We start from the raw sequence: 25,548 nt of genomic DNA, 5'->3' as shown, positions 1-25,548 counted from the left end.
GGCACGACCGCTGACGGTGCCGGGTATGGTCCGCTCCGTGGCGTCCACCCTCTCGGTTCTCACCCGCAACCGGAACTTTCGCAACCTCTTCCTGGCCGAGCTGGTGGTGTTCGGTGCCGACTGGTTCGTCATGGTGCCTTTGCTGGTGCTGCTGCCGGCGTTGACCGGCAGCGGCGTGTGGGGGGCCCTGGTACTGGCCGTGGACACGGGCATCGTGGCGTTGCTGTTGCCGTACACCGGCACCATCGCGGACCGGTTCGACCGGCGCACGATAATGATCGGTTCGAACGTGGCTGCGCTGGTGGGCGTGATGCTGCTGCTCGGTGTGCGTGATGCCGGCACGGCCTGGCTGGCGCTGCTCGGTATCGGCGTGGTCGCGGTGGCCAAGGCGTTCTACTCCCCGGCGGCGCAGGCGGCGCTGCCGAATGTGCTCGATCCGGAGGAGCTGGCGGCAGGCAACGCGGTGGCAGGTTCGGCGTGGGGCACGATGACGATCGTCGGCGCGTCGCTCGGCGGGGTGCTCAGCGCGGCGGCCGGGCCGTACGTCTGCTTCTGGGTGGGCGCGGTCGGGTTGGTGATCGCCGCTGGCCTGGCCACCCTCATCCGGCGGCCGTTGCAGGCCTCCCGTGAGCAGGGGACGAGGCCGCCGCAGACCTGGGCGGCCATCCGTGAGGCGCTGGTCTACATCGGCCACCGCCCCCGGGTGCTGGCGCTGGTGACGGTCAAGTCGGCAGTGGGTCTCGGCAACGGTGTGCTCACCGTCTTCCCGCTGCTCGCCGGTGTGTACGGGGTCGGTGCGCTCGGTGCCGGCCTACTCTTCGCCGTCCGTGGTGCCGGCGCCCTGGTCGGTCCGATCACGATGCGCCGGGTGTTGACCAACCGCGCCTGGCTGCTGCCCGGCCTGGCACTGTCCATGTCGGCGTACGGTCTGGCCTACCTCGGTACCTCCGTGGCCGCCTGGTTTCCGCTGGTGCTGGTCCTGGTCTTCGTGGCTCACTTCGCTGGCGGCAGCAACTGGGTGATGTCGAACTTCGCATTGCAGGGCGAGGTGCCGGATCGGCTTCGGGGACGGGTCTTCGCCACCGACATGATGCTGGCGACCCTGGCGATTTCCGTCAGCCAGCTGGTGGTGGCCGGGGTCGTCGACCTCGTGGACGAGCGGGTCGTCCTGGCCGGCGGCGGCCTGGTCACGCTGGTCTACGCGATCGGTTGGCGGGTGGCGACGCGACGTCTGTCGCTTGCCCCGTCGGCACCCGTGGTGGCGGAGTGCAGGTCGTGACGTCCGCCGCGGGACCACGACGCCCCGGCGTCCCAGGTGCCGGGCGGTGTTCCCCAAGGGTGGCCGGTGTCCCTAGCATGGGCGGCGTGTCGACCACATTCGTCGCCGAACCGGTCCGGGTCCGGGTTCCGGCCACCAGTGCGAACCTGGGGCCCGGGTTCGATGCGCTGGGGCTGGCCCTCGCGCTTCACGACGACGTCGCCGCCGAGGTGACGGCCGGGGGCGTGACGGTGACGGTGACCGGTGAGGGAGCCGACGATCTCCCCGTCGACGACGCACATCTGGTGGTACGCGCCATGCGGGCGGCCTTCGACGTGCTCGGCGGGCAACCACCCGGACTGGCGGTGGAATGTGTCAACCGCATCCCACAGGCGCGGGGGCTCGGCTCCTCGTCCGCGGCGATCGTCGCCGGGGTGCTGCTGGCTCGGGCGTTGGTGCCGGAGGGCGACGCTCACCTCGACGACGACGCGGTGCTGCGGTTGGCGGCCGAGATCGAGGGTCATCCGGACAATGTCGCACCTTGCCTGCTCGGCGGCTTCACCCTGGCGTGGACGGATTTGGACGGCGCGCGGGCGGTTTCGTTGCCGGTGGCCGACGGGGTACGCCCCGCGGTGCTGGTGCCGGCCGAGCGTGGGTTGACTGCCTCGGCTCGCGCGGCGTTGCCGGCGACCGTGCCGCACGGGGACGCCGCGTTCAACGCCGGCCGCGCGGCGCTGCTGGTGCACGCGCTGACCACGCAGCCGGCACTGCTGCTGCCGGCCACGGCCGACCGGTTGCACCAGGGTTACCGTTCGGCCTCGATGCCGGGGACGACGACCCTTGTCGACGGGTTGCGTGCGGCAGGTGTTTCGGCCGTGGTCAGTGGGGCCGGGCCCACCGTGCTGGCCCTGTCTGAGCTGCCCGTAGACTTCGACGCGGGAACAGATTGGCAGCTGCTGCGGTTGCCGGTAGATGCGCGCGGAGCCCAGGTCGGGCGGGGTAGACTCGGACACGCGGAGCGGGACCCTGTTGCCGCAGGTCGCAAGAGTTGATTACGCTCTAGACTTAGCACAGCCGCGATGCATGCGATCTCCTGCGGGTCGGCGCACCCCCGAAGCTTTCGGCGGTAGCCCGTCACCCCTGCCTAGGCCCCACGCCGCACCGCAGTCTTCACTGGTCGCCGCAGACGGCGAACTCGCCCGCCGCTCCAACTGGTGGGTCGGGAGACCGACCGGCTGCTGTGTCAAAGACTCCCGCGAAGCGTCATGCGAGGCGGGTGTACCGAGGCCGCCCGGCCACCTGTAGTCGATTCCGGGCAGTCCCGGCCTATCGAGGGAAGGAATCCATTGAGCGACACCACCGACGTGACGTCGGATGTTTCCAACGTCGCTGGCGAGGCCGCCACCGCTGCCCCTACCCGCCGTCGGCGCAGCGGTACGGGCCTGTCGGCGATGCTGCTGCCGGAGCTGCAGAGCCTGGCCGCGTCGCTCGGCATCTCGGGGACGGCTCGCATGCGTAAGGGCGAGTTGATCAGCGCGATCACCGAGCGGCAGGGCGGCGCTGCCGGTGCCCCTCGACCACGGGCCGAGGTCGCGGCGGCTGCCGCCCCGGTTCGCGAGGAGGTTCACGCGGAGGTACGGGACGCGGGTGAGCGGCCGGAGGCCGAGCGCCGTGGCGCCGAGCAGCAGGTTTCGGGCGTCGAGAACGAAACCCGAGGCCGTACCCGGCGTAGCCGGACAGCCGTGGCCGAGCCGCGCGCCGACGAGGCTCCCGCCGAGGGCGAGCGGCCCGAAGGCAGGTCCGGGCGTGACCGGGGCGCTGCTGACCGGGGCGATCGTGCGGAGCGCGGCGAGCGTGCGGAGCGTGGTGACCGTGGCGAGCGTGCAGAGCGTGGCGAGCGCGGTGACCGTGGCGAGCGTGCGGAACGTGGCGATCGTGCGGAACGTGGCGATCGTGCGGAACGTGGTGACCGTGGCGAGCGTGCAGAACGTGGCGAGCGCGGAGATCGTGGCGACCGTACGGCCGATCGTTCCGACCGCGGAGAGCGCGCCAACGACCGTGGACAGCGCGGCGAGCGGGACAACGACGGTGACGACGACGGCGACGGTGGCGGTCGGCGCAGCCGGCGTAGCCGTTTCCGGGACCGCCGTCGGGGCCGCGGTGACCGCAACGAATCCGGCGGCGACGGCGGCCGTGAGCCGCAGGTCGGCGAGGACGACGTGCTCGTGCCGGTGGCAGGCATCGTCGACGTGCTCGACAACTACGCCTTCGTCCGGACCACCGGCTACCTGGCCGGTCCAAACGACGTCTACGTGTCGATGTCCCAGATCAAGAAGTACGGTCTGCGGCGCGGTGACGCGATCACCGGTGCCGTTCGGGCGGCGCGCGACGGCGAGCAGCGGCGCGACAAGTACAACCCGCTGGTCCGGCTGGACACCATCAACGGGATGGAGTCGGACGAGGCCAAGCGGCGGCCGGAGTTCTACAAACTCACTCCGCTGTACCCGCAGGAGCGGCTGCGGTTGGAGACCGAGCCGCACATCCTCACCACCCGGGTCATCGACCTGGTCATGCCGCTCGGCAAGGGGCAGCGGGCACTCATCGTATCGCCGCCGAAGGCCGGCAAGACGATGGTGCTGCAGGCGATAGCCAACGCCATCACGCACAACAACCCGGAGTGCCACCTGATGGTGGTGCTCGTGGACGAGCGGCCCGAAGAGGTCACCGACATGCAACGGTCGGTGAAGGGCGAGGTCATCGCGGCCACCTTCGACCGTCCGCCGCAGGACCACACCACCGTTGCCGAGCTGGCGATCGAGCGGGCCAAGCGCCTCGTCGAACTGGGGCACGACGTGGTGGTGCTGCTCGACTCGGTGACCCGGCTCGGTCGGTCGTACAACCTGGCGGCACCGGCCAGCGGCCGGATCATGTCGGGTGGTATCGACTCCACCGCGTTGTACCCGCCGAAGCGGTTCCTGGGTGCGGCGCGCAACATCGAGAACGGCGGTTCGCTGACCATCCTCGCCACCGCTCTGGTGGAGACCGGTTCCATGGCGGACACGGTCATCTTCGAGGAGTTCAAGGGCACCGGCAACGCGGAGCTGAAGCTGGACCGGAAGGTCGCTGACAAGCGCATCTTCCCGGCCATCGACATCCACCCGTCCGGCACGCGGAAGGAGGAGATCCTGCTCGCGCCGGAGGAACTGGCAATCGTGCACAAGCTCCGCAAGGTTCTGCACTCGCTGGACTCGCAGGCGGCGCTGGATCTCCTGCTGGACCGGCTCAAGCAGTCCCGTACCAACATCGAGTTCCTGATGCAGATTGCCAAGTCGACGCCGGGGGAGTGACCTCCACCGACGAAGGTCGACGAAGGGGCGTGGCCGCAAGCGGCCACGCCCCTTCGGCTGAGCTGACCGCCCCGTGTGCCCGCACCCGTAAGCTCTCAGGCTCGCCCTGTCTTGGCCGTGGGCGATGGAGGAATGCTCCCTGCGGGCGGTGGGAATGCGCAGGTGAGGCCCGGTGTTGCCGCCGGCGACCAACTGGCGCGGCCCGATTCCCGGGCACACCGGGGCCCGTGGCACACTTGTCAATCGGCCACCGGTTCCGGTTCACGCCCATGTCGGTCGGCGACGACCAGCAGGCCAGGGCGACCCGGCGACCACAGACGAGAGGACCGAGGCGACATGAAGCCCAACACCCACCCGGAGTACGTGACCACCGAGGTCAGCTGCTCCTGTGGCAACACCTTCACCACCCGCAGCACCGCCAAGGGCGGCTCGATCCACGTCGAGACGTGCAGCGCCTGTCACCCGTTCTACACGGGCAAGCAGCGCGTGCTGGACACCGCTGGTCGGGTCGCGAAGTTCCAGCAGAAGTACGCCAAGGTCCAGGGCAAGAAGGCCAAGTAGCTCCTCGTCCGACGCCCGCGTCCGGTTCACCGCCGGGCGCGGGCGTCGTCCGTCTGTGTCCGGTCCGAAGGAGCGATCTCCAGCATGAGCAGTGAACGCCTGGCCGCCCTCCTCGACGAGTACGCCGAGTTGGAGAAGCGACTGGCCGACCCCGCGATCCACGCCGACCAGGGCACCGCACGCCGGGTGGGCCGTCGCTACGCCGAGCTGGTGCCGCTGCACAAGGCCGCCGCCGAGCTGCAGCAGACGCGTGCGGATCTCGCCGCGGCACGTGAACTCGCCGCCGAGGATGCCTCCTTCGTCGACGAGGCCGAGACGATCGCGGCGACGCTGCCGGTGCTTGAGGAACGCCTCGCCGAGCTGCTCATTCCACGTGATCCGCACGACGCCAAGGACGTCATCGTCGAGATCAAGGCGGGCGAGGGCGGTGAGGAGTCCGCGCTGTTCGCCGGTGACCTGCTGCGCATGTACACCCGATACGCGGAGCGGCGCGGCTGGGTCACCGAGGTGATCGACGCCCAGGATTCCGACCTCGGTGGAGTCAAGGACGTCTCTCTGGCGATCAAGACGAAGGGTGTGCCCGAGGGTGGGAACGGCGTCTGGTCCCGACTGAAGTGGGAGGGCGGGGTGCACCGGGTGCAGCGGGTCCCGGTCACCGAGTCGCAGGGGCGCATCCACACCAGCGCGGCCGGCGTACTGGTGCTGCCGGAGGCCGAGGAGGTCGACGTCACCGTGGACCCGAACGAGTTGCGCGTCGACGTCTTCCGCTCGTCCGGTCCAGGCGGCCAGTCGGTCAACACCACGGACTCGGCGGTACGGATCACCCACCTGCCCACCGGCATCGTGGTCTCCTGCCAGAACGAGAAGTCGCAGTTGCAGAACCGGGAGCAGGCGATGCGTATCCTGCGTGCCCGGCTGCTGGCCGTCGCGCAGGAGCAGGCCGACGCCGCCGCGTCGGACGCCCGTAAGGCTCAGGTGCGTACGGTGGACCGCTCGGAGCGGATCCGTACGTACAACTTCCCGCAGAACCGGATCACCGACCACCGGATCGGCTTCACCGCGTACAACCTCGACCTGGTGCTGGCCGGGGAGTTGGACGGTGTGCTCGACGCGCTCGGTGCGGCGGACCGGGCCGCGCGGCTGGCCGGCGACGCGGAGCTGACCCGCCGCTGAGTGTGCCGCCGGTCAGGAGGTACGCGGCCGGGTCTTCTCCCGCAGCATCTCCCGGTCGGCGGCCTCGAAGGCGGCGCCGAGCGCGTCCCGCTGGCCGGGGCCGCCGGCTCCCACCTCCGCGAAGCCGATGCTGACGCCGACCGGGGTGCCGGGTACCAGTGACTCCCAGTCCTCGGTGTGGATGGCGGCGTCGATCCGCCGGGCCACCTCGGCCGCCTCGGTCATGCCGGCCTGCGGCAGCACCACCACGAACTCGTCGCCACCGTAACGGGCGACGAAGTCACCACGACGCATCACCCGGTTTATCACTCCGGCGACGCGTTGCAGGACCAGATCCCCCGAGTGGTGCCCGTGCCGAGTGTTCACCGCCTTGAATCCGTCGAGGTCGCAGACGCCGATCACCACCCGTTCGCCCCGAGCGACCACAGCCGCGATGTAGCGCTCGAGCCGGCGCCGGTTGGGTAGCCCGGTCAGCGGGTCGGTCAACGCCTCCCCCTCGAACCGTGCCGCCTCCCGTCGCATCTCCTCATGGTCGATGCGGGCGGCGATACCGTCGATGTAGACGTCGCGGAGCCGGTCGTGGCGCTGCGCGGCGAGCCGGAAGGCCAGCCGGTCGGCCCGGTGCGCGGCAGCATGGTCACCCGCCCGCCCCAGCGCCATGCTGCGCAGCCGGGCGGGCTCTGCCGCGCCGAGCGTCTCGGCGGACACCTGCACGGTGTCCAGTCGGGTGACCGCCTCGATCGGGCGTCCGCTGGCGATGGCGAGACACACCTGACCGAGCTGGCGCATGTCGCGGGCCCGGGCACTGTCCGCGCCGTGGCCGAGTAACCGGGCCGGTTCCATACCCGCAGCGAGGTCGACGTCGTCGCCGAACGCGCACCTGCGGGCTGCCGCATAGCCGTACGCGGCCAGGCTGCTGGGGCGTAGCCGGCCGGCGCGCCCGGCGGTCACGAACCGGCCCAGGTCACCACCGACGTCCCGCAGGACACGCAGGCAGCCGTCACTGTCGCCGGTGTGGTCCAGGGCGACTGCGTTGCGTAACCGGATGCCCGGCGCGGCGAACGTCTCCTCGGGGATGCCCGCGGCGTTGCCGAGTTGCCGGGCGCGTTCGATCGCTCCCAACGCGTACCCGTGGAAACTGAGGTACGAGTACGCCATTGCCAGGTCGTGCCAGCCCCAGGCGGTGTCCCGGTCCGGGCCCTCCACGGCACTGAGCGCCCGTGCCGCTTTGACCAGGTGCGTGACGCAGCGATCCAGTGCACCCTGATGGTGAGCGGCGAGCGCGGCCAGCGCGTTGAGGTGCCCGTGCAGGTAGGGCTCGGCGAGGTCGCGCACCGCCGCGGACGCCTCCTCGATGGCGCGGGTGTACTCGGCGGTGCGCCCGAGATTGATCAGAGCCGAGAGCCGCTGCACGAGCGCGTCGGCTCGGGCGTTCGGGTCGCGGGTGGCCCGAAGCACCCCCTCCAGGAGCCCGTACGCCTCGGTGGAACGGCTCACTTCCTGCAACGCCCGCGCCTTCGTCAGGGCGTCAACCTGGTCCTCGACCCGGTCGAGCCAGCCCACCCGCGACCTCCTGTCGGTGTGCCGCTGCACCCGCTTATGCACGTGCACGGCGACGCTTCATGATTATTGCGTGACCACCGCACCGCAACACCCGTCCGAAGGGACGAGACGGCACCGACCGACTCCGGTGATCGCCGGCGCGTCCCGCACCCTCGCCGCAGCCGGTGTGACCTCGGCCCGCGTGGAGGCGGAGCTGCTGGCCGCGCACGTACTCGGGATTCCTCGTGGCCGGCTGGCGCTCGTGGACGGGTTCACCGATGAGCAACTCGACGGTTACCGCAGGCTCGTGGAACGCCGGTCTCGACGGGAACCGTTGCAGCATCTCACCGGAACCGCCGCTTTCCGGCACCTGGAGCTGGCTGTCGGTCCGGGTGTCTTCGTGCCGCGTCCGGAGACCGAACTGCTCGCCGGGTGGGGCGTCGACCAGGCCCGCCAGGTCGCGCGGACCGGCGGTGAGCGGGCCGGCGGGCGGGTTGAGCCGCTCGTCGTGGACCTGTGCAGTGGGTCCGGTGCGGTCGCACTGTCAGTTGCCGCCGAGGTGCCGCAGGCCCGCGTCGTGGCTGTGGAACGCTCGCCGGAGGCGCTGTCGTGGCTGCGGCGCAACGCGGCGATCCGGGTCGCCGCCGGTGACCGGCAGGTCGAGGTGGTGGCGGCGGACGTCACCGACCCGAAGCTGCTGGACGGGTTGGTCGGCCGGGTGGACGTGCTGCTGTGCAACCCGCCGTACGTTCCGCTCGTGGTGGCGGTGCCTCCGGAGGTGGCCGACCACGACCCGGCGGAGGCCGTGTTCGGTGGGGCGGACGGGCTGGACGTGATCCGTCGGGTGATCGACCGAGCGGGGTTCCTGCTGTCGCCCGGTGGAGTTCTCGGTATCGAGCACGACGACAGCCAGGGCACGGTGCTGCCTGCGCTGCTCGCCGCCGACGGGCGGTACGCCGGGATCGTCGACAATCGTGACCTTGCCGACCGGCCGCGTTTCGTCACGGCGTCCCGCCTCGCGGACCGCCCGCCATCCGGTGCGGCGTCGACGTGGCAGACTGACTCCCCGTGATGCTCTACGACTGCCGGTCGCTCGCCGACCGGGACCGCGGCATCGCTGCGGCCATCGAGGCGGTCCGCAACGGCGAACTGGTCGTCCTGCCGACCGACACGGTCTACGGGATCGGCGCCGACGCGTTCACTCCGTACGCGGTCAAGGCGCTGCTTGATGCCAAGGGTGCCCCGCACACCCCACCACCGGTGCTCATCGGCTCCCGGCACACCCTCGACGGTCTGGCCTACACCCTCCCGTCGGCGGCGCGGGACCTGGTCGAGGCGTTCTGGCCGGGGGCTTTGACCATCGTGGTGAGGCACTCGGCGAGTCTGCGGTGGGATCTGGGCGATGACAGCGGCACGGTGGCGGTGCGGATGCCGCTGCACCCGGTGGCGCTCGAAGTTCTGCGTGAGACCGGGCCGATGGCGGTCGCCTCAGCCAACAAGGTCGGCCGACCGGCGGCGCACACCGCCGACCAGGCGCGCGACCAGCTCGCCTACTCCGTGCGGGCCTACCTGGAGGCGGGGCCGGCGGTGGACCCGGTACCCAGCACGATCGTGGATTTGACCGGTGAGGTGCCGGTGCTCGTCCGGGAGGGCGCGATCGACCTGGCCCGGCTCCGTGAGGTCGTACCGGAACTGCGTGAGAGTCAGGTGGCTTAGGTGCCTCCCTTCACCGTCCTGCACGTCTGTATGGGTAACATCTGCCGCTCGCCGATGGCCGAGCGGTTGCTCACCCTCGCCGTGGCCGACCGGCTGTCCCGGCGTAAGGCCGACCCGGCCGGGGTCGAAGAGCTGCTGCACAGCCACAGCGCGGGCACCGGGGGGTGGCACGCCGGTGAGCAGATGAACCCGCCGGCCGCCCGGCAGGTCACCAATCGGGGCGGCGACGTTTCCGGTTTCGCCGCCAGGAAACTGCGTTCCGAGCACATCGACGCCGCCGACCTGGTATTGACCGCCACTGCCGACCAGCAGGACTACGTGACCGCGTTGCGGCCCGACGCCACCGCGCGCACCTTCGTGCTCGGCGAGTTCGGCCGGCTGCTGGCCGCTGTCGACGTTGCCGGGTTGCCGCCGGTCGAGGCCACCGCCGACGCGGTACACACCAGGGGGGTGGCGTTGGTCGAGGCGGTGCACGAGGCCCGGCAGGGCGTCACCGCCCTGCCGAACGACGACCTCGACGACCCGTGGGGCCGTGGTGACCAGTGCTTCGGCCGGGTCGCCGACGAGATCGAAGAGACCGTGCAGCCGTTCGCCGCGCTGCTGCTCCCCTGACCGGCGAATTTCATCCGGGTTTAAGGAAAGGCGCGGCATAAAGGGCGATTAGCGCGATCCTGGGGGAGTCCTGACGGCTCCTGCGGGGGAGAGCTGATGACCCGGGCGTTCCTGGCGAAGATGTTCACCGTCCTGCTTGCCGGCACGCTAGCCGGCCTGGCACTGGCGGTGGCGGCGCTGCCGGCCGCACTCGTGTTCGGTATCGGCTTCTCGGCGCTCTCCGCGCCGTACGCGGAGCTGCCGAACACGCTGCGGACACCGCCGACGGCCCAGCGTTCCAACCTCTACGCCAGCGACGGCGCCACCCTGATCACCTCCTTCTACCAGGAGGACCGGGTGGACGTTCCGCTTGACGAGGTGGCCCCGGTGATGCGTGCGGCCATCATCGCCGCCGAGGACGCCCGCTTCCACGAGCACAGCGGCGTGGACCTGCGGGGGATAGTACGGGCGTTCACCGCCAACCGGCGCGACGGCGCCACCCGACAGGGCGCCTCCACGTTGACCATGCAGTACGTCCGTAACGTACTGAGCACGGACCCCCGACTCAGCGCGGCACAGCGGGCCGCCGCCACCGAGGTGAGCACCGCCCGCAAGATGCAGGAGATCCGGTACGCCCTGGCGCTGGAACGGGAGCTGACCAAGGATCAGATCCTGACCCGCTACCTCAACATCGCGTATTTCGGGGCCGGCGCGTACGGCGTCGCCGCGGCCAGCAAACGGTACTTCTCCATCTCGCCGGCAGAGCTGAGCCTGGCTCAGGCAGCACTGCTTGCCGGGTTGGTCCGCTCCCCGGACAGCGACGACCCGATCAACGGCGACGTCGACAGCGCGCGGGCCCGTCGCGGCTACGTGCTGGAACGGATGGTCGAGTCAGGCGTCGTCGCACCCGGGGAAGCTGCCCGGGTGGCAGCCGAACCGTTGCGCCTCCAACCGAGCGAGACGCCGAACGACTGCACCGCGGTGCCCGAGGGGCGCAACGACTGGGGTTTCTTCTGCGACTGGTTCACCCGTTGGTGGAACAGCCAGCAGGCGTTCGGCGCCACGGTCGACGAGCGGCAACGCACCCTGCGCCGGGGTGGGTTCAGCATCGTCTCCTCACTCGACCCGGAAGTTCAGCGAGTCACCACCGAACAGGTACGGCGGATCTATCCGGCGGAGCACCCGCATGCCGTGCCGACCGCCGTGATCCAGCCCGGAACCGGGCGGGTGCTAGCCATGTCGGTCAACCGGGTCTACAGCGTGTCGGCGAACCCGGGCGGGCAAAAGAACCACCCCAACACCGTCAACCAGCTCGTTGCCGGTGGCGGCACCATCGTCGGCTACCAGGCGGGTTCCACGTTCAAGCTCTTCACCCTGCTGGCCGCCCTGGAGGCCGGGCTGCCCCTGAACACGGTCTTCGACGCGCCCCACCGCATCGTGACCGACTTCCGGATCAGCGGCAGTGCGGCGAGTTGTGGCGGGTACTGGTGTCCGCAGAACGCCAGTGCCTCGGTGAGGGGTCGGCACGACATGTGGACGGCGTTCGGCAACTCCGTCAACACGTACTTCGCCTGGCTCACCGAGCAGGTCGGCGCGGACCGGGTGGTGGAGATGGCCGAACGGCTCGGCATCGTGTTCCGGGCCGACGACGACGCCCAGCTGGCCCGGCACGGGGCCCGTGAGTGGGGGCCGTTCACCCTTGGCGTGTCCGCCACCACCCCCCTCGACCTGGCCGGCGCCTACGCCACGCTCGGCGCGGAGGGCACCTGGTGCGCGCCGACACCGGTCACCTCGATCGCCGACGCCGCCGGTCGTGCGGTGGCCGCCGGGCAACCGGACTGCCGACAGGTGCTCGACGTCGACGTGGCCCGGGCCGCGGCGGACGCGGCCCGCTGCCCGGTCGGTGACCAGTCGATGTACCAGGGCTGTGCCGGTGGCACCGCGGACCGGTTGCGTCATCAGCTCGGCCGGCCGGTGGCGGGCAAGACCGGCAGCTCCGAGCGGTACGCCACGGAGACGGTGGTGGCGCTCACCCCACAGTTGGCGGTGGCGGCGATGGCGGCCAACCCCGACGAGCCGCGCGACGCCGTCGGCCGCGCGGTGCAGGCCGCCATGGTGGAGGGGGTGGGTGAGATCCTCTCCTTCGCCCTGCGCGACGAACCGGTCCGCGATTTCGTCCCGCCGGGCGAGACGACCGCGTGGCAGGTCACCGGGCAGCGCAGCGGCAACTGAGTAGGTGCCGTCTGGTCAGTGGGCCGGCTCGGACGCCCCGGTCCGCTCGGCCCCCGCAGCGATGTTGCGGGCCATGCCGCCGAAGACCAGGGCGTGGAACGGTGTCACCGCGAACCAGTACGCGTGCCCGGCCAGCCCGCGCGGCAGGAACACCGCCCGCTGCCGGTAGCTGACCCGCCCGTCGTCGTCCTGCCGCACCCGCATCTCCAGCCAGGCCCGGCCGGGCAACCGCATCTCGGCGCGCAGCCGCAGCAGCTCGCCGGGCACGATCTCCTCCACCCGCCAGAAGTCCAGCGCCTCGCCGACGCGCAGCTGGTTCGGGTGACGCCGGCCGCGCCGCAGGCCCACTCCGCCGACCAGCCGGTCCAACCAGCCGCGGACCGACCAGGCGAGGGGGAACGAGTACCAGCCGTTCTCCCCACCGACCCCTTCGATCATCCGCCACAACGCCTCAGGGGAGGCGTCCACCGTCTGCTCCCGCAGGTCGGTGTGGGCGGTGCCGCCGCTCCAGTCCGGGTCGCTCGGCAACGGCTCCGCCGGTGCGTCCGCCCCGGCCGCGTTGGACCAGCGGGTCTCCACCTGTGCGTCGCGTACCTTGGCCAACGCCAGCTCGACGGCCCGGTCGAAGCCGGTGAGCCCGTCCGGCGGATCGGGCAGGTACGCCGCGATGTCGTGTTCGTGTGCTATCGCCTCGTGCACCAGGCTCTCCACGAGTGGCCGGGCGAGCGCGTTCGGCACCGGGGTGACCAGGCCCACCCAGTGCGACGACAGCCGGGGGGTCAGCGGGCGGACCGGGAGCAGGAGCCGGCGGGAGAGCCCGGCGACCCGGGCGTAACGCTGCATCATGTCGGCGAAGGTGAGCACGTCCGGGCCGGCGATGTCGAAGGCCCGGTTGACCTCGGCCGGCAGGTGCGCGCTGCCGACCAGGTAGCGCAGTACGTCGCGGACCGCGATCGGCTGGATCCGGTTCGACACCCAGCGTGGAGTGATCATCACCGGGAGCCGTTCGGTCAGGTAGCGCAGCATCTCGAACGAGGCCGATCCCGAGCCGATGATCACGGCCGCCCGCAGCACCACGGTGGGCACGCCGCTGTCCAGCAGGATCCGGCCGACCTCGGTGCGGGAACGCAGGTGCGCCGATGCGACGTCGTCAGGGGCCGGCTCCGGCCCGCCCAGGTAGACGATCCGGCGTACGCCCGCGGCGTGGGCAGCGGTCGCGAAGTTCTCCGCAGCCTGCCGGTCGGCGGCCTCGAAGCCGGCCTGACCGAGGGAGTGCACCAGGTAGTACGCCACGTCGACGTCGTCGAAGACCCCGGCCAGGCTCTCCGGCCGACTCAGGTCGCCCTCGACCACCTCGACCCGCGAGGCCCACGGCACGTCACGCAGCCGGCTGGCCCGTCGTGCCAGACAGCGCACGGTGTGTCCCTCGTCCAGTAGGCGGGGCGCCAAGCGCCCGCCGATGTATCCCGTCGCACCAGTCACCAGGCATCTCACGTCTCCAGTCTGCGGTCTCATAGACTCTGGCGCTGTGGAGACCGCCGAGGGCACCTACTGGGGTCCGGACTTCGAGCAGCTCAGCGCCACCGACCCGGAAATCGCGGAGGTGGTGCTCGGCGAGCTGGGCCGGCTGCGCGGCGGCCTGCAACTGATCGCCAGCGAGAATCTCACCTCACCCGCGGTGCTCGCGGCGTTGGGTTCCACACTTACGAACAAGTACGCCGAGGGCTATCCGGGGCGGCGCTACTACGGCGGCTGCGCCCAGGTCGACCGGGCGGAGGAACTCGGCGTTCTCCGGGCGAAGCATCTTTTCGGCGCCGAGCACGCGAACCTCCAACCGCATTCCGGTGCCAGCGCCAACCTCGCCGCGTACGCCGCACTGGTACAGCCCGGTGACACCGTGCTGGCGATGGAGCTGCCGCACGGCGGGCACCTTACCCACGGCAGTCGGGTGAACTTCTCCGGGCGGTGGTTCGATCCTGTCGGCTACACGGTCCGGCGGGACACCGAGCTGATCGACTACGACGAGGTACGCGACCTCGCCCGCGCCCATCAGCCCAAGATGATCATTTGCGGGGCGACGGCGTATCCCCGGCTCATCGACTTCGCCCGGTTCCGGGAGATCGCCGACGAGGTCGGCGCCTACCTGATGGTGGATGCCGCTCACTTCATCGGGCTGGTGGCGGGTCAGGCGATCCCGTCGCCGGTGCCGTACGCCGACGTGGTCTGCGCCACTACCCACAAGGTGCTGCGTGGGCCGCGTGGCGGCATGATCCTGTGCCGGGAGGCGTTGGCCGAGCGGATCGACAAGGCGGTGTTTCCGTTCACCCAGGGCGGGCCTCTGATGCACGCCGTGGCGGCCAAGGCCGTCGCGTTGCACGAGGCGGCGCAGCCGGCGTTTCGCAGTTACGCCGCGCAGGTGGTGGCGAACGCGAGGGCGCTTGCCGACGGGCTGGCTGCCGAAGGGATGCGCCCGGTCTCCGGTGGCACCGACACCCATCTGGCCCTGATCGACCTGCGGGGATCCGGTGTCACCGGCGCCGAGGCGGAGGCGCGCTGCGACGCGGCGACGATCACCTTGAACAAGAACGCCATCCCCTACGACCCGCAGAAGCCGATGGTCGCCTCCGGCATCCGGGTGGGTACGCCCAGCGTGACGACCCAGGGCATGGGGGAGGTACAGCTGCGCCAGGTCGCCGGGCTGATCGCCCGGGCGGTGCGGACCGATCCGACGGTCGCGGGTGGCACCGACGAGCTGACCCGGATCGCCGCCGACGTGGCCGACCTGGCCGCCGAGTTTCCGGCGTACCCCCGATGAGCGCGCCCCGCACCGGCGAGCCCGGCGGGACGGCGACGAGCGAGCCGCGGGCGGGTGAGCCCGGCGCCGTCCGGGCCCGGCTGCCGCACCTGCGTCTTCCGCTGCTCGCCTGCGCCGTGCTGGCGGTGGTGGCGGTGCCGGCCGCAGCAGTGCTCCGCGGCCCGACCGGTGCGGCCGGAGTGGCCGCCGGTGTCGCCCTGGTGGTCGTCAGCTATCTGATCTCAGGATTCTCGGTGGCCTGGGCCGACGCGGTCCACCCGCGACTGATCATGTCGGTCGGCCTGGTCACCTACGTCACGAAGATCGTCATCCTGGGTGTGGTGATGGGTGCCGTGGCGGCCGCCGGGTGGCCGGGACTGCCGGACATGGGTGTGTCCATCATCGCGGCCGTGGTGGTCTGGACCGGCGCCCACCTGACCTGGGCGCTGCGCTCGCCGTTGCCCACGGTGGACCGTTCGTCGGATCACTGACCGTACGGCTGCCGTTTCCCGGGCGTTTCGACGGCCTGTCCGGCTGGCTGGACAGGAGTAGGCTGACTCCGGCCTGACGCGCCGCAACCACCGCCCGCACGCTGCTCGCAGTGTGGGGGGTGCCGCACACTCGCGAAACACCCGGCTGATAGTGTTCGCCTCGTCATGGCCGACAACCCTCACCGCAGAAGCCCCGACGAGCACTCGTCGGAAGGTGTCGCCGGAGCCGTCCTCGGCTACCTGCTCGCCGGCATCGTGGTGTGGGGATTCCTCGGCTGGTTGGCGGGGGATTTCCTGGGCCTGCCGACCGGCGTCGGAATCGCCGTCGGCATGATGCTCGGCGCAGCCGGAGCGATCTACCTGATCATGAAGAGGCTCAGTGCCTGAGTGCCGGCACGCGCGGGTCTGTCGAGTGCGGAGGATGACACGGTGAGCGGACAGCTTGTCGCCGCAGAGGGCCTTCCCTGGCCCCCGAGCGTCGGAGACTTCTACCCGCCGGATCTCGCCGGCCCGTGGGTCACGAAGTTCACGCTGATGATCTGGCTGGCCGTCGGGCTTCTGATCATCTTCTTCATGGCGACGTACCGGAACCCGAAGCTGGTGCCGGGTAAGGGTCAGTGGATGGCCGAGTCGATCTACGGCCTGGTCCGGGACAACATCGCCCGGGAGCAGATGGGCAAGGACGGCATCCGGTTCGCGCCCTACTTCACGGTCCTGTTCTGCTTCATCGTGGTGACGAACCTCTTCGGCATCACCCCCGGGTTGCAGATCTCACCGAACTCGCACATCGCCTTCCCGATCGTGCTCGCCGCCGTCTCGTACGTGTTGTACCTCTACGTCGGTGTCCGCAAGCACGGCCTGGGCAGCTACCTCAAGCAGAGCCTGATCCTGCCGGGCGTGCCGTGGCCGATGCACTTCCTGCTGATCCCGATCGAGTTCCTGCAGACCTTCATCGTCCGGCCGGTCACCCTGGCGGTCCGGCTCTTCGCGAACATGTTCGCGGGTCACCTGATCCTGCTGGTGTTCACCGTCGGTGGCTTCGTGATGCTCGCCTCGGACAACCTCTTCGTGCAGATCTCGTCGATCGCCGCCTTCGCCATGGCGATCGTGATGGCTTTCTTCGAGGTGCTCGTCGCCCTGCTGCAGGCGTACGTCTTCGTCACCCTGACCGCCAACTACGTCGGCAGTTCCCTCGCCGACGAGCACTGACCAGACCCGCCGGGCCGCCCGGCCCGACCTGCTTCCGGCACGACCGTACGCGTGAGACCTCACGCGTCTACTAGGAGGAATACCCGCAATGGACGTTCTCGCCGCCATCAACGGTAACGTCAACACCATCGGCTACGGCCTCGCCGCCATCGGCCCCGGTATCGGCGTCGCCCTGGTCTTCGCGGCCTACATCCAGGCCAGCGCCCGCCAGCCGGAGTCCGCCGGCTACAACCGCACCTGGCTGGTCCTGGGCTTCGCGCTCGTCGAGGCACTGGCGCTGTTCGGCCTGGTGCTCGCCTTCGCCGTCAACTGACCATCCGACGTCGACCCGGAGGTCTGACATGTTTCTCGCCGCCGAAGGTGTGGAGCACCACCCACTCGTGCCGATCTGGCAGGAGCTCGTGGTCGGGACGATCGCCTTCTTCCTGCTCTGCTTCGTCCTGATGAAGTTCGTGCTGCCGCGCATGGAGGCGATGTACCAGGCGCGGGTCGACGCGATCGAAGGCGGTCTCAAGCGGGCCGAGGCTGCCCAGGCCGAGGCCAACCAACTGCTCGAGCAGTACCGGGCCCAGCTCGCCGAGGTGCGTACCGAGGCGGCCCGGATCCGGGACGACGCCCGTGCCGACGCCGAGTCGATCCGTACCGACATCCTGGCCAAGGCCCGGGAGGAGTCCGACCGGATCATCGCCGCCGGCCGGGAGTCGTTGGCCGTGGAGCGCCAGACCATCGTGCGTGAGTTGCGCGCGGAGGTCGGCGGCCTCGCAGTCGACCTGGCCAGCCGGATCGTGGGTGAGTCGCTCGCCGACGAGGCCCGTCGCAAGGGCACCGTCGAACGGTTCCTCACCGACCTTGAGAGCGCGGGGGCCCGCTGATGCAGGCCGCCAGCCGGGAGTCCTACGCTGCCGCGCTCGCGCGGCTGGAGGAGTACGTCGCCGGTGCCACGCCGTCGACCGTGGCTGACACCGGCGCCGAGCTGCTCGCCGTCGCGGACCTGCTGCGGCGGGAGGTCCGGCTGCGCCGGGCGCTGTCCGACCCGGCCCGCGAGGGTGCCGACCGCACCGACCTACTGAACTCGGTGCTCTCCGGCAAGGTCGGTGCCGATGCGCTCGACCTGCTCGGCGCCCTGGTCGCCGGCCGCTGGTCCGCGCCGTCGGAGCTGCTCGACGGCGCGGAGAGCCTCGGCGTGCAGGCACTGCTCGCCAGTGCCGACCGTGCCGACGAGCTGGGCGAGGTGGAGGACGAGCTGTTCCGTTTCGGCCAGGTCGTCGCTGCGGACCCGCAGCTTTCCAACGCTCTGTCCGACCCGATGGCGCCGGTGGCGCAGCGGGCTGAGCTGGTCGGGATGCTCCTGACGGGTAAGGCCCGGCCGGTGACCGTACGGCTGGCGGAGGCGGCACTGGCCGGCTTCGGTGGCCGGTCGTTCACCGCCGCGCTCACCCGGCTGGTGGAGCTGGCGGCACAGCGGCGGGACCGGCAGGTCGCGTATGTCACGGTCGCCGCGCCGCTCACCGAGGAGGAGGAGCAGCGACTGGGCGACCGGCTTTCCGCTATATACGATCGGCAGGTTGCTGTCAAGCTTACGGTTGACCCGTCGATCCTCGGCGGAGTGAGCGTACGGGTGGGTTCGGACCTGTACGACGGGACGATCCTGCGTCGCCTCAACGAAACCCGCAACGCGCTCGCGAAGCGCTGACCAGCACTCCGCGAAGCGCCCGGAAAGACAGTCGACCCGAGGACCGGTCGGTACTAGGTATCCCGGGCCCTGATACTTAAGGAAGCAGAGGATGGCCGAGCTGACCATCTCGACGGAGGAGATCCGCGGCGCTCTGGAGCGCTACGTCTCCTCCTACTCGCCCGACGTCTCCCGTGAGGAGGTCGGCACCGTCGCCGACACCGGTGACGGTATCGCCCACGTCGAGGGCCTGCCCTCGACCATGACCAACGAGCTGTTGGAGTTCGAGGACGGCACGCTCGGCGTGGCGTTGAACCTCGACGTCCGGGAGATCGGTGTCGTCGTCCTTGGCGACTACGCCGGCATCGAGGAGGGGCAGCGGGTCAAGCGCACCGGCCGCGTGCTCTCCGTGCCGGTGGGCGACGCCTTCCTGGGCCGCGTGGTCAACGCGCTCGGCCAGCCGATCGACGGCCTCGGTGACATCGCCGACGAGGGGTACCGCGAGCTGGAACTGCAGGCCCCCAACGTGATGGCCCGGCAGTCCGTCTTCGAGCCGATGCAGACCGGTATCAAGGCCATCGACGCGATGACCCCGATCGGTCGGGGGCAGCGGCAGCTGATCATCGGTGACCGGAAGACCGGCAAGACCACTGTCGCCCTGGACACGATCCTCAACCAGCGGGAGAACTGGGCCTCCGGCGACCCGAAGAAGCAGGTCCGCTGCATCTACGTCGCCATCGGCCAGAAGGCCTCCACCATCGCCGGCATCAAGGGCATCCTCGAAGAGGCAGGCGCGATGGAGTACACCACGATCGTCGCCTCCCCGGCGTCGGACCCGGCCGGCTTCAAGTACCTCGCCCCGTACACCGGTTCGTCCATCGGACAGCACTGGATGTACGGCGGCAAGCACGTGCTCGTGGTCTTCGACGACCTGAGCAAGCAGGCCGAGGCGTACCGGGCCGTGTCGCTGCTGCTGCGTCGCCCGCCGGGCCGTGAGGCGTACCCGGGTGACGTCTTCTACCTGCACTCCCGGTTGCTGGAGCGCTGCGCGAAGCTCTCCGACGAGATGGGCGGTGGCTCGATGACCGGGCTGCCGATCATCGAGACGAAGGCCAACGACATCTCGGCCTTCATCCCGACGAACGTCATCTCGATCACCGACGGGCAGATCTTCCTGGAGACCGACCTGTTCAACCAGGGGGTCCGCCCGGCGATCAACGTCGGTACCTCGGTCTCCCGGGTCGGCGGCGCCGCCCAGGTGAAGCCGATGAAGAAGGTCTCCGGTTCGCTGCGGCTCAACTTGGCCCAGTTCCGTGAGTTGGAGGCGTTCGCCGCCTTCGCCTCCGACCTGGACAAGGCTTCGCGCGCCCAGCTGGACCGCGGTGCCCGCCTGGTGGAGTTGCTCAAGCAGCCGAACTACTCGCCGTACCCGGTGCAGGAGCAGGTGGTGGCCGTCTGGGCCGGCACCGAGGGCAAACTGGACGATGTCCCGGTGGGTGACGTGCGGCGCTTCGAAACCCAGTTCCTGGAGCACCTGCGGCGCAAGCACAACGCCACGTTGCAGGCGATCGCCGACAACAAGTGGGACGACGAGATCATCGCCACCCTCGATTCGGCCGTCGCCGAGTTCAAGCAGGGCTTCCTCGGTCGCGAGGACGAGCGCACGATCAACGAGGCGCCGGCGGCGCCGCTGGAGGGCGAGGCCGAGCACGAGACGGTCACCCGTTACAGCGGCGAGGCTCCGGCCGAGAAGCAGTAGGGCCGGGCTATGGCGGCGCAGGTACGTGTTCTTCGTCAACGCATCCGCTCGGCGAAGGGGATGAAGAAGATCACCAAGGCGATGGAGCTCGTGGCGACGAGCCGGATCGCCAAGGCCCAGGCCCGGGTGGAGGCGTCCCTGCCGTACGCCCAGGCCGTCACCGGCGTGCTCACGGCGCTGGCGTCCAACGCCTCGGTCGATCATCCGTTGCTCACCCCACGCGAGCGGGTGCGGCGTGCGGGTGTGCTGCTGGTGACCTCCGACCGGGGACTGGCCGGTGGCTACAGCTCCAACGCCATTCGGATGGCGGAATCGTTGATCGCCAGACTTCAGGCCGACGGCAAGGAGCCGGTGCTCTACGTCATCGGACGGAAGGGCGTGTCGTTCTACCGGTTCCGTAACCGGCCGATCGAGGCCAACTGGACGGGCTTCTCGGAGCAGCCCTCCTTCGCCGACGCCCGCGAGGTCGGTGAGACGCTGATCAAGGCGTTCGTCGCCGGTGCGGACGACGTCGACGGTGACCCGGGCCCGGACGGGGTACGCGGGGTGGACGAGTTGCACATCGTCTACACCGAGTTCAAGTCCCTGATGACCCAGAACCCGATCACCCGGATCGTCGGCCCGCTCCAGATCGAGGACCGGCCCCGCTCGGAGGGTGCACTGCCGGCGTACGAGTTCGAGCCGGATGCGGAGGCGCTGCTCGACGCGCTGCTGCCGAAGTACATCAACACGCGGATCTACGCGGCGTTGCTGGAGTCGGCGGCAAGCGAGTCGGCAGCCCGACGGCGGGCGATGAAGAGCGCCACCGACAACGCCGAAGAGATGATCGACAAGTACACGCGTGAGATGAACTCGGCCCGCCAGGCCGGGATCACCCAGGAGATCAGTGAGATCGTCGGCGGCGCGAACGCGCTGGCCGCGTCGGGAAGTGAAGTGTGATGACTGTTTCCACCGCTGCTGGAGGACCAGCCGAGACCAAGACGGCCACCGGTCGCGTGGTCCGGGTCATCGGCCCGGTCGTCGACGCCGAGTTCCCGCGCGACGCCATGCCGGACCTGTTCAACGCGCTGCACGTGGACGTGACCCTGTCCGGTGGTGAGAAGACGCTGACGCTTGAGGTCGCCCAGCACCTGGGTGACAATCTGGTCCGCGCCATCTCGATGCAGCCCACCGACGGCCTGGTGCGTGGGGCCGAGGTGCGCGACACCGGTGGCCCGATCAAGGTGCCGGTCGGCGACGCCGTCAAGGGCCACGTCTTCAACGCCATCGGTGAGTGCCTCAACCTGGCCGAGGGCGAGACCATTCAGGCCGATGACCACTGGGGCATCCACCGTAAGGCGCCGGCCTTCGCCGACCTGGAGCCGAAGACCGAGATGCTGGAGACCGGCATCAAGGTGATCGACCTGCTCGCCCCGTACGTCAAGGGCGGCAAGATCGGTCTGTTCGGCGGTGCCGGGGTGGGTAAGACGGTGCTCATCCAGGAGATGATCACCCGGGTCGCCCGGAACTTCGGTGGTACCTCGGTCTTCGCCGGAGTGGGTGAGCGCACCCGTGAGGGCAACGACCTCATCCACGAGATGACCGACTCGGGCGTCATCGACAAGACCGCGCTGGTCTACGGCCAGATGGACGAGCCACCGGGCACCCGGCTGCGGGTCGCACTTTCCGCGTTGACGATGGCGGAGTACTTCCGTGACGTGAAGAAGCAGGAGGTGCTGCTCTTCATCGACAACATCTTCCGTTTCACCCAGGCCGGCTCCGAGGTCTCCACCCTGCTGGGCCGGATGCCCAGTGCGGTGGGCTACCAGCCGACCCTGGCCGACGAGATGGGTGAGCTTCAGGAGCGGATCACCTCGGTCCGGGGCCAGGCCATCACCTCGATGCAGGCGATCTACGTGCCGGCGGACGACTACACCGACCCCGCTCCGGCCACCACCTTCGCCCACCTGGACGCGACCACGAACCTGGAGCGGTCGATCTCCGACAAGGGCATCTACCCGGCGGTGGACCCGCTCGCCTCGTCCTCGCGCATCCTGGCACCCGAGTTCGTCGGCCAGGAACACTTCCAGGTGGCGAGCGAGGTGAAGCGGATCCTGCAGCGCTACAAGGACCTGCAGGACATCATCGCCATCCTCGGTATCGAGGAACTCTCCGAGGAAGACAAGATCACGGTGCAGCGGGCCCGGCGGATCGAGCGCTTCCTGTCGCAGAACACCTACGCGGCGGAGCAGTTCACCGGTGTGCCGGGCTCGACGGTCCCGATCAAGGAAACCATCGAGGCATTCCGCAAGATCAGCGAAGGTGAGTACGATCACTTCCCCGAGCAGGCGTTCTTCATGTGCGGTGGGCTCGACGACCTGGAGAAGAAGGCCGCCGAGCTGATGAAGGGCTGACCTCGTCACCCGTACGTGTGGAAGATCTGACGACAGGAGGCCGCCCCGGTAACCCCGGGGCGGCCTTCTGTTCATTTTTGTGACGTACTATGGCCGCTGCCCGGTGACCCGTGCTCGGCGATCACGCCGACTGCGCGCTACCGTCGGTGCGACGTCCAAGAAGGCAGCTCCCGCCGAGCCGAGGCACGGTCGGTGCACCCCGTTGGACAACGCAAAGCCGCGCTCATGCGCCGTTGAGCGTTAACTGGTTAAACCATTCGGCCCCGCGCGCCCGTACTTCCCCCCGGGAGGCGCGACGAACGGAGATGCTTGTGGTGAAGGCTGGCAGACGCGGCAAGCGTGGCGGGCGTTCGTCGGTGTGGCGGGGTGTGCCTCGCTGGGCGCAGCTCTGCACCATCTTCGGTGTTGTTCTGATGGTGGTCAGCGGGACCAGTCTGGTGGGCGCGGAGGCACTGATGGCCCGCTACGAAGGCGCGGTCGGCAAGGCTGATCTTTTCGGTGACCAGGCCGCCGGAGCGACCCCGAAGAGCGACATCAAGGGCCCGCTCAACATCCTGTTGGCCGGCATCGACCCCCGCGACGAGGACACCCCGCCGCTGTCTGACGCGGTGATGGTGCTGCACGTGCCGGAGGAGATGGACCGCGCGTACCTTTTCTCGCTGCCGCGCGACCTCTACGTGGAGATCCCACCGTTTGCGAAGGCAAACTTCGCAGGTGACACCACCAAACTGAACGCCGCGATGTCGTACGGTAGCCGGGTGCCCGGTGGGAAGCCGGACGCGGCGAAGGGCTTCGAACTGCTCGCCATCACCGTGCAGAAGGTGACCGGCATCGAACGGTTCGACGCGGGCGCGATCATCAACTTCTCCGGCTTCCAGAAGATCGTCGACGCCATGGGTGGCGTCACGATGGACATCGAGCGGGAGGTGCGCTCCGAGCACCGCGAGCCGAGCGGCAAGCACCGTCAGGCGAAGCCGGGCGGCGGAGGGTACGTGGGGCCGCAGGCGGTCTACCCGAAGGGCGAGCAGCATTTGAGTGGCTGGCAGGCGCTGGACTATGTCCGCCAGCGGTACCCGGAGAACGGCGTCCCCGACGGTGACTATGGCCGGCAGCGGCACCAGCAGCAGTTCGTCAAGGCGATGGCGGGGCAGGCCCTGAGCGCCGACGTGGTGACAAACCCGGTCAAGCTGGACAAGGTCCTCCGTGCGGCGGGTGAGTCGTTGATCTTCAGTGGCCGTGGGCACAGCGTGGTCGACTTCGCCCTCGCCCTCAAGGACATCCGTCCCGGCAACATTCAAATGATCAAGCTGCCGGGTGGCGGTATCGTGCAGAACGACAAGTACCTCGGGGAGCAGTTCGCCCCCGAAGTCGATGACTTCTTTGTCGCTCTGGAGCGGGGACTGCTGGACCCGTTCCTCCTGGAACACCCGAAGCTGGTCAGCGGGAGTTGATTGTCGCGTAGGTCTTTGGTACCCGCCTGAGGGACAGCTGGCGGGCGTGGCTAGAATTTCCCAATCCGCCGCCTCAGCAAGGAGACAGCGTGGCAGAGCAGCTTAACGTCCAGCTCGTGGCCGTCGAGGAGAAGGTCTGGTCGGGTAAGGCCGAGATGGTCATGGCCCGGACGACCGAGGGTGAGCTGGGTGTGCTGCCGGGGCACGCGCCCCTGCTCGGCCAGCTCGCCGAGCCCGGCCAGGTACGCATCAAGCTCCCCGGGGGTGAGCAGCTCAGCTACGACGTGACGGGCGGCTTCCTCTCGGTCAGCGAGCAAGGGGTGACCGTGCTGGCCGAGAATGCCACTGCGGTCGCTGCGGCTTCGGGTAACTGAGCCGACCTGCCGATGGAGATCGTCGAAGGGGTCGGAATCGGCATCGCCGTGATCCTCGGCGCGATCCTGTTCCTGTTCGTCCGGCGGGCTCTGGTCACCCGTAGCGGAGGGATCATCCGGCTGAGTGTCCGGACGTCCACCATGCTTGACGGCCGCGGCTGGTCGCCCGGTTTCGGTCGCTTCGTCGGCGACGAACTTCGCTGGTACCGAATGGTCAGCTTCGCCGTACGCCCTAAACGGGTGCTGTCCCGCGAGGGGCTGACTGTCGAACGACGGCGGCTGCCCGAAGGGCAGGAACGAATGTCCATGCCAGCAGACTGGATCATTCTCCGCTGTACCAGTCGGTTCGCCCCGGTCGAGATCGCCATGGCACGATCCACCGTCACCGGTTTCCTCTCCTGGCTCGAGGCCGCCCCTCCGGGGGCGGTCTCGCCGCGTATGGCCTCCCAGGACTGGCCCGCCGCCTGACCGCCCTTCCCCCTGGTCCCCACCCCCCATGCATCCCGTTGATCATGAGGCTAGCGGTGGTGTCGGAGATCAACTATGCCGCCAACCTCATGATCAACGGGATGGTTGTGGGAGGTTCGGGGGGTTGGGGTGAGGGTGTCGGGTTCGGGGGAGGGGGCTGGGGAATGGTGTGGGCCGGCGGGTCGTTGAACACTCCCGAACGGCCGTGGAAGACAGCGCCCGTCACGGCGGGTGCGGGCCGCCGGGAATGATGGCGGGCCGATGGTCGTTGGACATGGTCCCGGCGATGTGAAGCGGCCTACGGGCCCCGCGTCCCGGAGATCTCCCCTTAGTCGTTTGAGCGCCTGGTGGTACTTGCGTGCGCGTGTCCGCTGTCCCCCGGCGGGTGCGTGCGTCGACCCCCGATTGGAGCTTGATCATGAACACGATGCTGCGGAAGAGTGTTCTGGGTGTTGCGGGTCTGGCGTTCACCGGTGGCCTGTTCGCCGGTCCGGTCGCCGCCCACGCCGATGTCGCC

General features: G+C 69.6%; 24 protein-coding genes. 22 read left to right on the top strand and 2 right to left on the bottom strand.

Going from position 1 to position 25,548, the window contains the following annotated elements; genetic code table 11:
* The first annotated feature begins 37 nt into the window (after nt 1-37).
* The 5 genes from HCA58_RS00120 (at nt 38) to prfA (ending at nt 6,339) form a co-directional block, all read left to right on the top strand.
* A complete protein-coding gene (locus HCA58_RS00120) occupies nt 38-1,279 on the top strand; it encodes an MFS transporter (RefSeq protein ID WP_169595677.1) in 1,242 nt (413 codons plus the stop codon).
* Nucleotides 1,280-1,365: 86 nt separating this feature from the next.
* The gene (gene thrB, locus HCA58_RS00115) at nt 1,366-2,310 is read left to right on the top strand and encodes a homoserine kinase (protein WP_169595676.1); all 945 of its coding nucleotides are present in this window, start codon (nt 1,366-1,368) and stop codon (nt 2,308-2,310) included.
* Between the two features lie 294 nt (nt 2,311-2,604).
* Nucleotides 2,605-4,605, top strand: a complete 2,001-nt coding sequence (rho, locus tag HCA58_RS00110; RefSeq protein WP_169595675.1) for a transcription termination factor Rho — start codon at nt 2,605-2,607, stop codon at nt 4,603-4,605.
* 336 nt (nt 4,606-4,941) lie between these two features.
* Nucleotides 4,942-5,166 carry a 50S ribosomal protein L31 gene (gene rpmE, locus HCA58_RS00105; RefSeq protein ID WP_169595674.1) on the top strand — a complete coding sequence of 75 codons (225 nt, stop codon included), beginning with the start codon at nt 4,942-4,944 and terminating at the stop codon, nt 5,164-5,166.
* A gap of 84 nt (nt 5,167-5,250) precedes the next feature.
* On the top strand, nt 5,251-6,339 hold the full coding sequence (gene prfA / locus HCA58_RS00100) for a peptide chain release factor 1 (RefSeq protein ID WP_169595673.1): 1,089 nt from the start codon (nt 5,251-5,253) through the stop codon (nt 6,337-6,339).
* Between the two features lie 12 nt (nt 6,340-6,351).
* Here prfA and HCA58_RS00095 read toward each other — a convergent pair whose 3' ends face one another.
* Nucleotides 6,352-7,902 carry a GGDEF domain-containing protein gene (locus HCA58_RS00095; RefSeq protein WP_169595672.1) on the bottom strand — a complete coding sequence of 517 codons (1,551 nt, stop codon included), beginning with the start codon at nt 7,900-7,902 and terminating at the stop codon, nt 6,352-6,354.
* 70 nt (nt 7,903-7,972) lie between these two features.
* Here HCA58_RS00095 and prmC point away from each other — a divergent pair, with 70 nt between their 5' ends.
* The 4 genes from prmC (at nt 7,973) to HCA58_RS00075 (ending at nt 12,420) form a co-directional block, all read left to right on the top strand.
* On the top strand, nt 7,973-8,953 hold the full coding sequence (prmC, locus tag HCA58_RS00090) for a peptide chain release factor N(5)-glutamine methyltransferase (protein WP_169595671.1): 981 nt from the start codon (nt 7,973-7,975) through the stop codon (nt 8,951-8,953).
* Nucleotides 8,953-9,597, top strand: coding sequence for an L-threonylcarbamoyladenylate synthase (locus HCA58_RS00085; RefSeq protein WP_169596132.1), 645 nt, complete (start codon nt 8,953-8,955; stop codon nt 9,595-9,597). The genes prmC and HCA58_RS00085 overlap by 1 nt, the downstream gene beginning before the upstream one ends.
* Nucleotides 9,598-10,209, top strand: a complete 612-nt coding sequence (locus tag HCA58_RS00080) for a phosphotyrosine protein phosphatase (protein ID WP_169595670.1) — start codon at nt 9,598-9,600, stop codon at nt 10,207-10,209.
* A gap of 96 nt (nt 10,210-10,305) precedes the next feature.
* Nucleotides 10,306-12,420 (top strand): transglycosylase domain-containing protein, encoded by a 2,115-nt coding sequence (locus tag HCA58_RS00075; protein ID WP_169595669.1) that lies wholly within the window; start codon nt 10,306-10,308, stop codon nt 12,418-12,420.
* A 15-nt stretch (nt 12,421-12,435) separates the two neighbouring features.
* Here the strand turns inward: HCA58_RS00075 and HCA58_RS00070 are convergent, their stop codons facing one another.
* Nucleotides 12,436-13,914, bottom strand: coding sequence for an SDR family oxidoreductase (locus HCA58_RS00070; protein ID WP_169595668.1), 1,479 nt, complete (start codon nt 13,912-13,914; stop codon nt 12,436-12,438).
* Nucleotides 13,915-13,948: 34 nt separating this feature from the next.
* On the opposite strand from HCA58_RS00070, the gene glyA reads away from it, so the two are divergent.
* The 13 genes from glyA to HCA58_RS00005 all read left to right on the top strand — a co-directional run bounded on the left by glyA (nt 13,949) and on the right by HCA58_RS00005 (nt 25,031).
* Nucleotides 13,949-15,235: a serine hydroxymethyltransferase gene (glyA, locus tag HCA58_RS00065; RefSeq protein WP_346775828.1), complete on the top strand. Its 1,287-nt coding sequence runs from the start codon at nt 13,949-13,951 to the stop codon at nt 15,233-15,235.
* Nucleotides 15,232-15,705 (top strand): hypothetical protein, encoded by a 474-nt coding sequence (locus tag HCA58_RS00060; protein ID WP_169595666.1) that lies wholly within the window; start codon nt 15,232-15,234, stop codon nt 15,703-15,705. Before glyA ends, HCA58_RS00060 begins: the two co-directional genes overlap by 4 nt.
* A 165-nt stretch (nt 15,706-15,870) precedes the next feature.
* Entirely contained in the window at nt 15,871-16,092 is a 222-nt protein-coding gene (locus HCA58_RS00055; protein WP_169595665.1) for a hypothetical protein, read from the top strand.
* Entirely contained in the window at nt 16,093-16,914 is an 822-nt protein-coding gene (gene atpB, locus HCA58_RS00050; protein ID WP_169595664.1) for a F0F1 ATP synthase subunit A, read from the top strand.
* A gap of 88 nt (nt 16,915-17,002) precedes the next feature.
* Nucleotides 17,003-17,227: an ATP synthase F0 subunit C gene (atpE, locus tag HCA58_RS00045; protein ID WP_169595663.1), complete on the top strand. Its 225-nt coding sequence runs from the start codon at nt 17,003-17,005 to the stop codon at nt 17,225-17,227.
* Nucleotides 17,228-17,255: 28 nt separating this feature from the next.
* Entirely contained in the window at nt 17,256-17,786 is a 531-nt protein-coding gene (locus HCA58_RS00040) for a F0F1 ATP synthase subunit B (protein WP_169595662.1), read from the top strand.
* Complete coding sequence (locus HCA58_RS00035) at nt 17,786-18,607, top strand: F0F1 ATP synthase subunit delta (RefSeq protein ID WP_169595661.1); 822 nt, start codon at nt 17,786-17,788, stop codon at nt 18,605-18,607. Before HCA58_RS00040 ends, HCA58_RS00035 begins: the two co-directional genes overlap by 1 nt.
* Nucleotides 18,608-18,698: 91 nt before the next feature.
* The gene (gene atpA / locus HCA58_RS00030) at nt 18,699-20,345 is read left to right on the top strand and encodes a F0F1 ATP synthase subunit alpha (RefSeq protein WP_169595660.1); all 1,647 of its coding nucleotides are present in this window, start codon (nt 18,699-18,701) and stop codon (nt 20,343-20,345) included.
* A gap of 9 nt (nt 20,346-20,354) precedes the next feature.
* Nucleotides 20,355-21,284, top strand: coding sequence for a F0F1 ATP synthase subunit gamma (locus HCA58_RS00025; protein ID WP_169595659.1), 930 nt, complete (start codon nt 20,355-20,357; stop codon nt 21,282-21,284).
* Entirely contained in the window at nt 21,281-22,738 is a 1,458-nt protein-coding gene (atpD, locus tag HCA58_RS00020; RefSeq protein WP_346775827.1) for a F0F1 ATP synthase subunit beta, read from the top strand. The genes HCA58_RS00025 and atpD overlap by 4 nt, the downstream gene beginning before the upstream one ends.
* Before the next feature lie 305 nt (nt 22,739-23,043).
* Nucleotides 23,044-24,189: an LCP family protein gene (locus HCA58_RS00015; RefSeq protein WP_169595657.1), complete on the top strand. Its 1,146-nt coding sequence runs from the start codon at nt 23,044-23,046 to the stop codon at nt 24,187-24,189.
* Between the two features lie 89 nt (nt 24,190-24,278).
* Nucleotides 24,279-24,563 carry a F0F1 ATP synthase subunit epsilon gene (locus HCA58_RS00010; RefSeq protein ID WP_169595656.1) on the top strand — a complete coding sequence of 95 codons (285 nt, stop codon included), beginning with the start codon at nt 24,279-24,281 and terminating at the stop codon, nt 24,561-24,563.
* Nucleotides 24,564-24,575: 12 nt separating this feature from the next.
* Nucleotides 24,576-25,031 carry a DUF2550 domain-containing protein gene (locus tag HCA58_RS00005; protein ID WP_169595655.1) on the top strand — a complete coding sequence of 152 codons (456 nt, stop codon included), beginning with the start codon at nt 24,576-24,578 and terminating at the stop codon, nt 25,029-25,031.
* Nucleotides 25,032-25,548 lie beyond the last annotated feature (517 nt).

This window comes from Micromonospora sp. HNM0581 (assembly GCF_012726175.1).
Taxonomy (GTDB): domain Bacteria; phylum Actinomycetota; class Actinomycetes; order Mycobacteriales; family Micromonosporaceae; genus Micromonospora.
The sequence above is the reverse complement of the archived record's forward strand: the minus strand, read 5'-3'. Positions and strand labels throughout refer to the sequence as shown.

What these genes read in the sequence shown, in the direction of transcription:
- HCA58_RS00005 (WP_169595655.1), top strand. Translation starts at nt 24,576, where the DNA reads ATGGAGATCGTCGAAGGGGTCGGAATCGGCATCGCCGTGATCCTCGGC.
- HCA58_RS00015 (WP_169595657.1), top strand. Translation starts at nt 23,044, where the DNA reads ATGCTTGTGGTGAAGGCTGGCAGACGCGGCAAGCGTGGCGGGCGTTCG.
- atpA (WP_169595660.1), top strand. Translation starts at nt 18,699, where the DNA reads ATGGCCGAGCTGACCATCTCGACGGAGGAGATCCGCGGCGCTCTGGAG.
- HCA58_RS00075 (WP_169595669.1), top strand. Translation starts at nt 10,306, where the DNA reads ATGACCCGGGCGTTCCTGGCGAAGATGTTCACCGTCCTGCTTGCCGGC.
- prfA (WP_169595673.1), top strand. Translation starts at nt 5,251, where the DNA reads ATGAGCAGTGAACGCCTGGCCGCCCTCCTCGACGAGTACGCCGAGTTG.
- rpmE (WP_169595674.1), top strand. Translation starts at nt 4,942, where the DNA reads ATGAAGCCCAACACCCACCCGGAGTACGTGACCACCGAGGTCAGCTGC.
- HCA58_RS00085 (WP_169596132.1), top strand. Translation starts at nt 8,953, where the DNA reads ATGCTCTACGACTGCCGGTCGCTCGCCGACCGGGACCGCGGCATCGCT.
- HCA58_RS00055 (WP_169595665.1), top strand. Translation starts at nt 15,871, where the DNA reads ATGGCCGACAACCCTCACCGCAGAAGCCCCGACGAGCACTCGTCGGAA.
- HCA58_RS00035 (WP_169595661.1), top strand. Translation starts at nt 17,786, where the DNA reads ATGCAGGCCGCCAGCCGGGAGTCCTACGCTGCCGCGCTCGCGCGGCTG.
- atpE (WP_169595663.1), top strand. Translation starts at nt 17,003, where the DNA reads ATGGACGTTCTCGCCGCCATCAACGGTAACGTCAACACCATCGGCTAC.
- HCA58_RS00040 (WP_169595662.1), top strand. Translation starts at nt 17,256, where the DNA reads ATGTTTCTCGCCGCCGAAGGTGTGGAGCACCACCCACTCGTGCCGATC.
- HCA58_RS00025 (WP_169595659.1), top strand. Translation starts at nt 20,355, where the DNA reads ATGGCGGCGCAGGTACGTGTTCTTCGTCAACGCATCCGCTCGGCGAAG.
- HCA58_RS00060 (WP_169595666.1), top strand. Translation starts at nt 15,232, where the DNA reads ATGAGCGCGCCCCGCACCGGCGAGCCCGGCGGGACGGCGACGAGCGAG.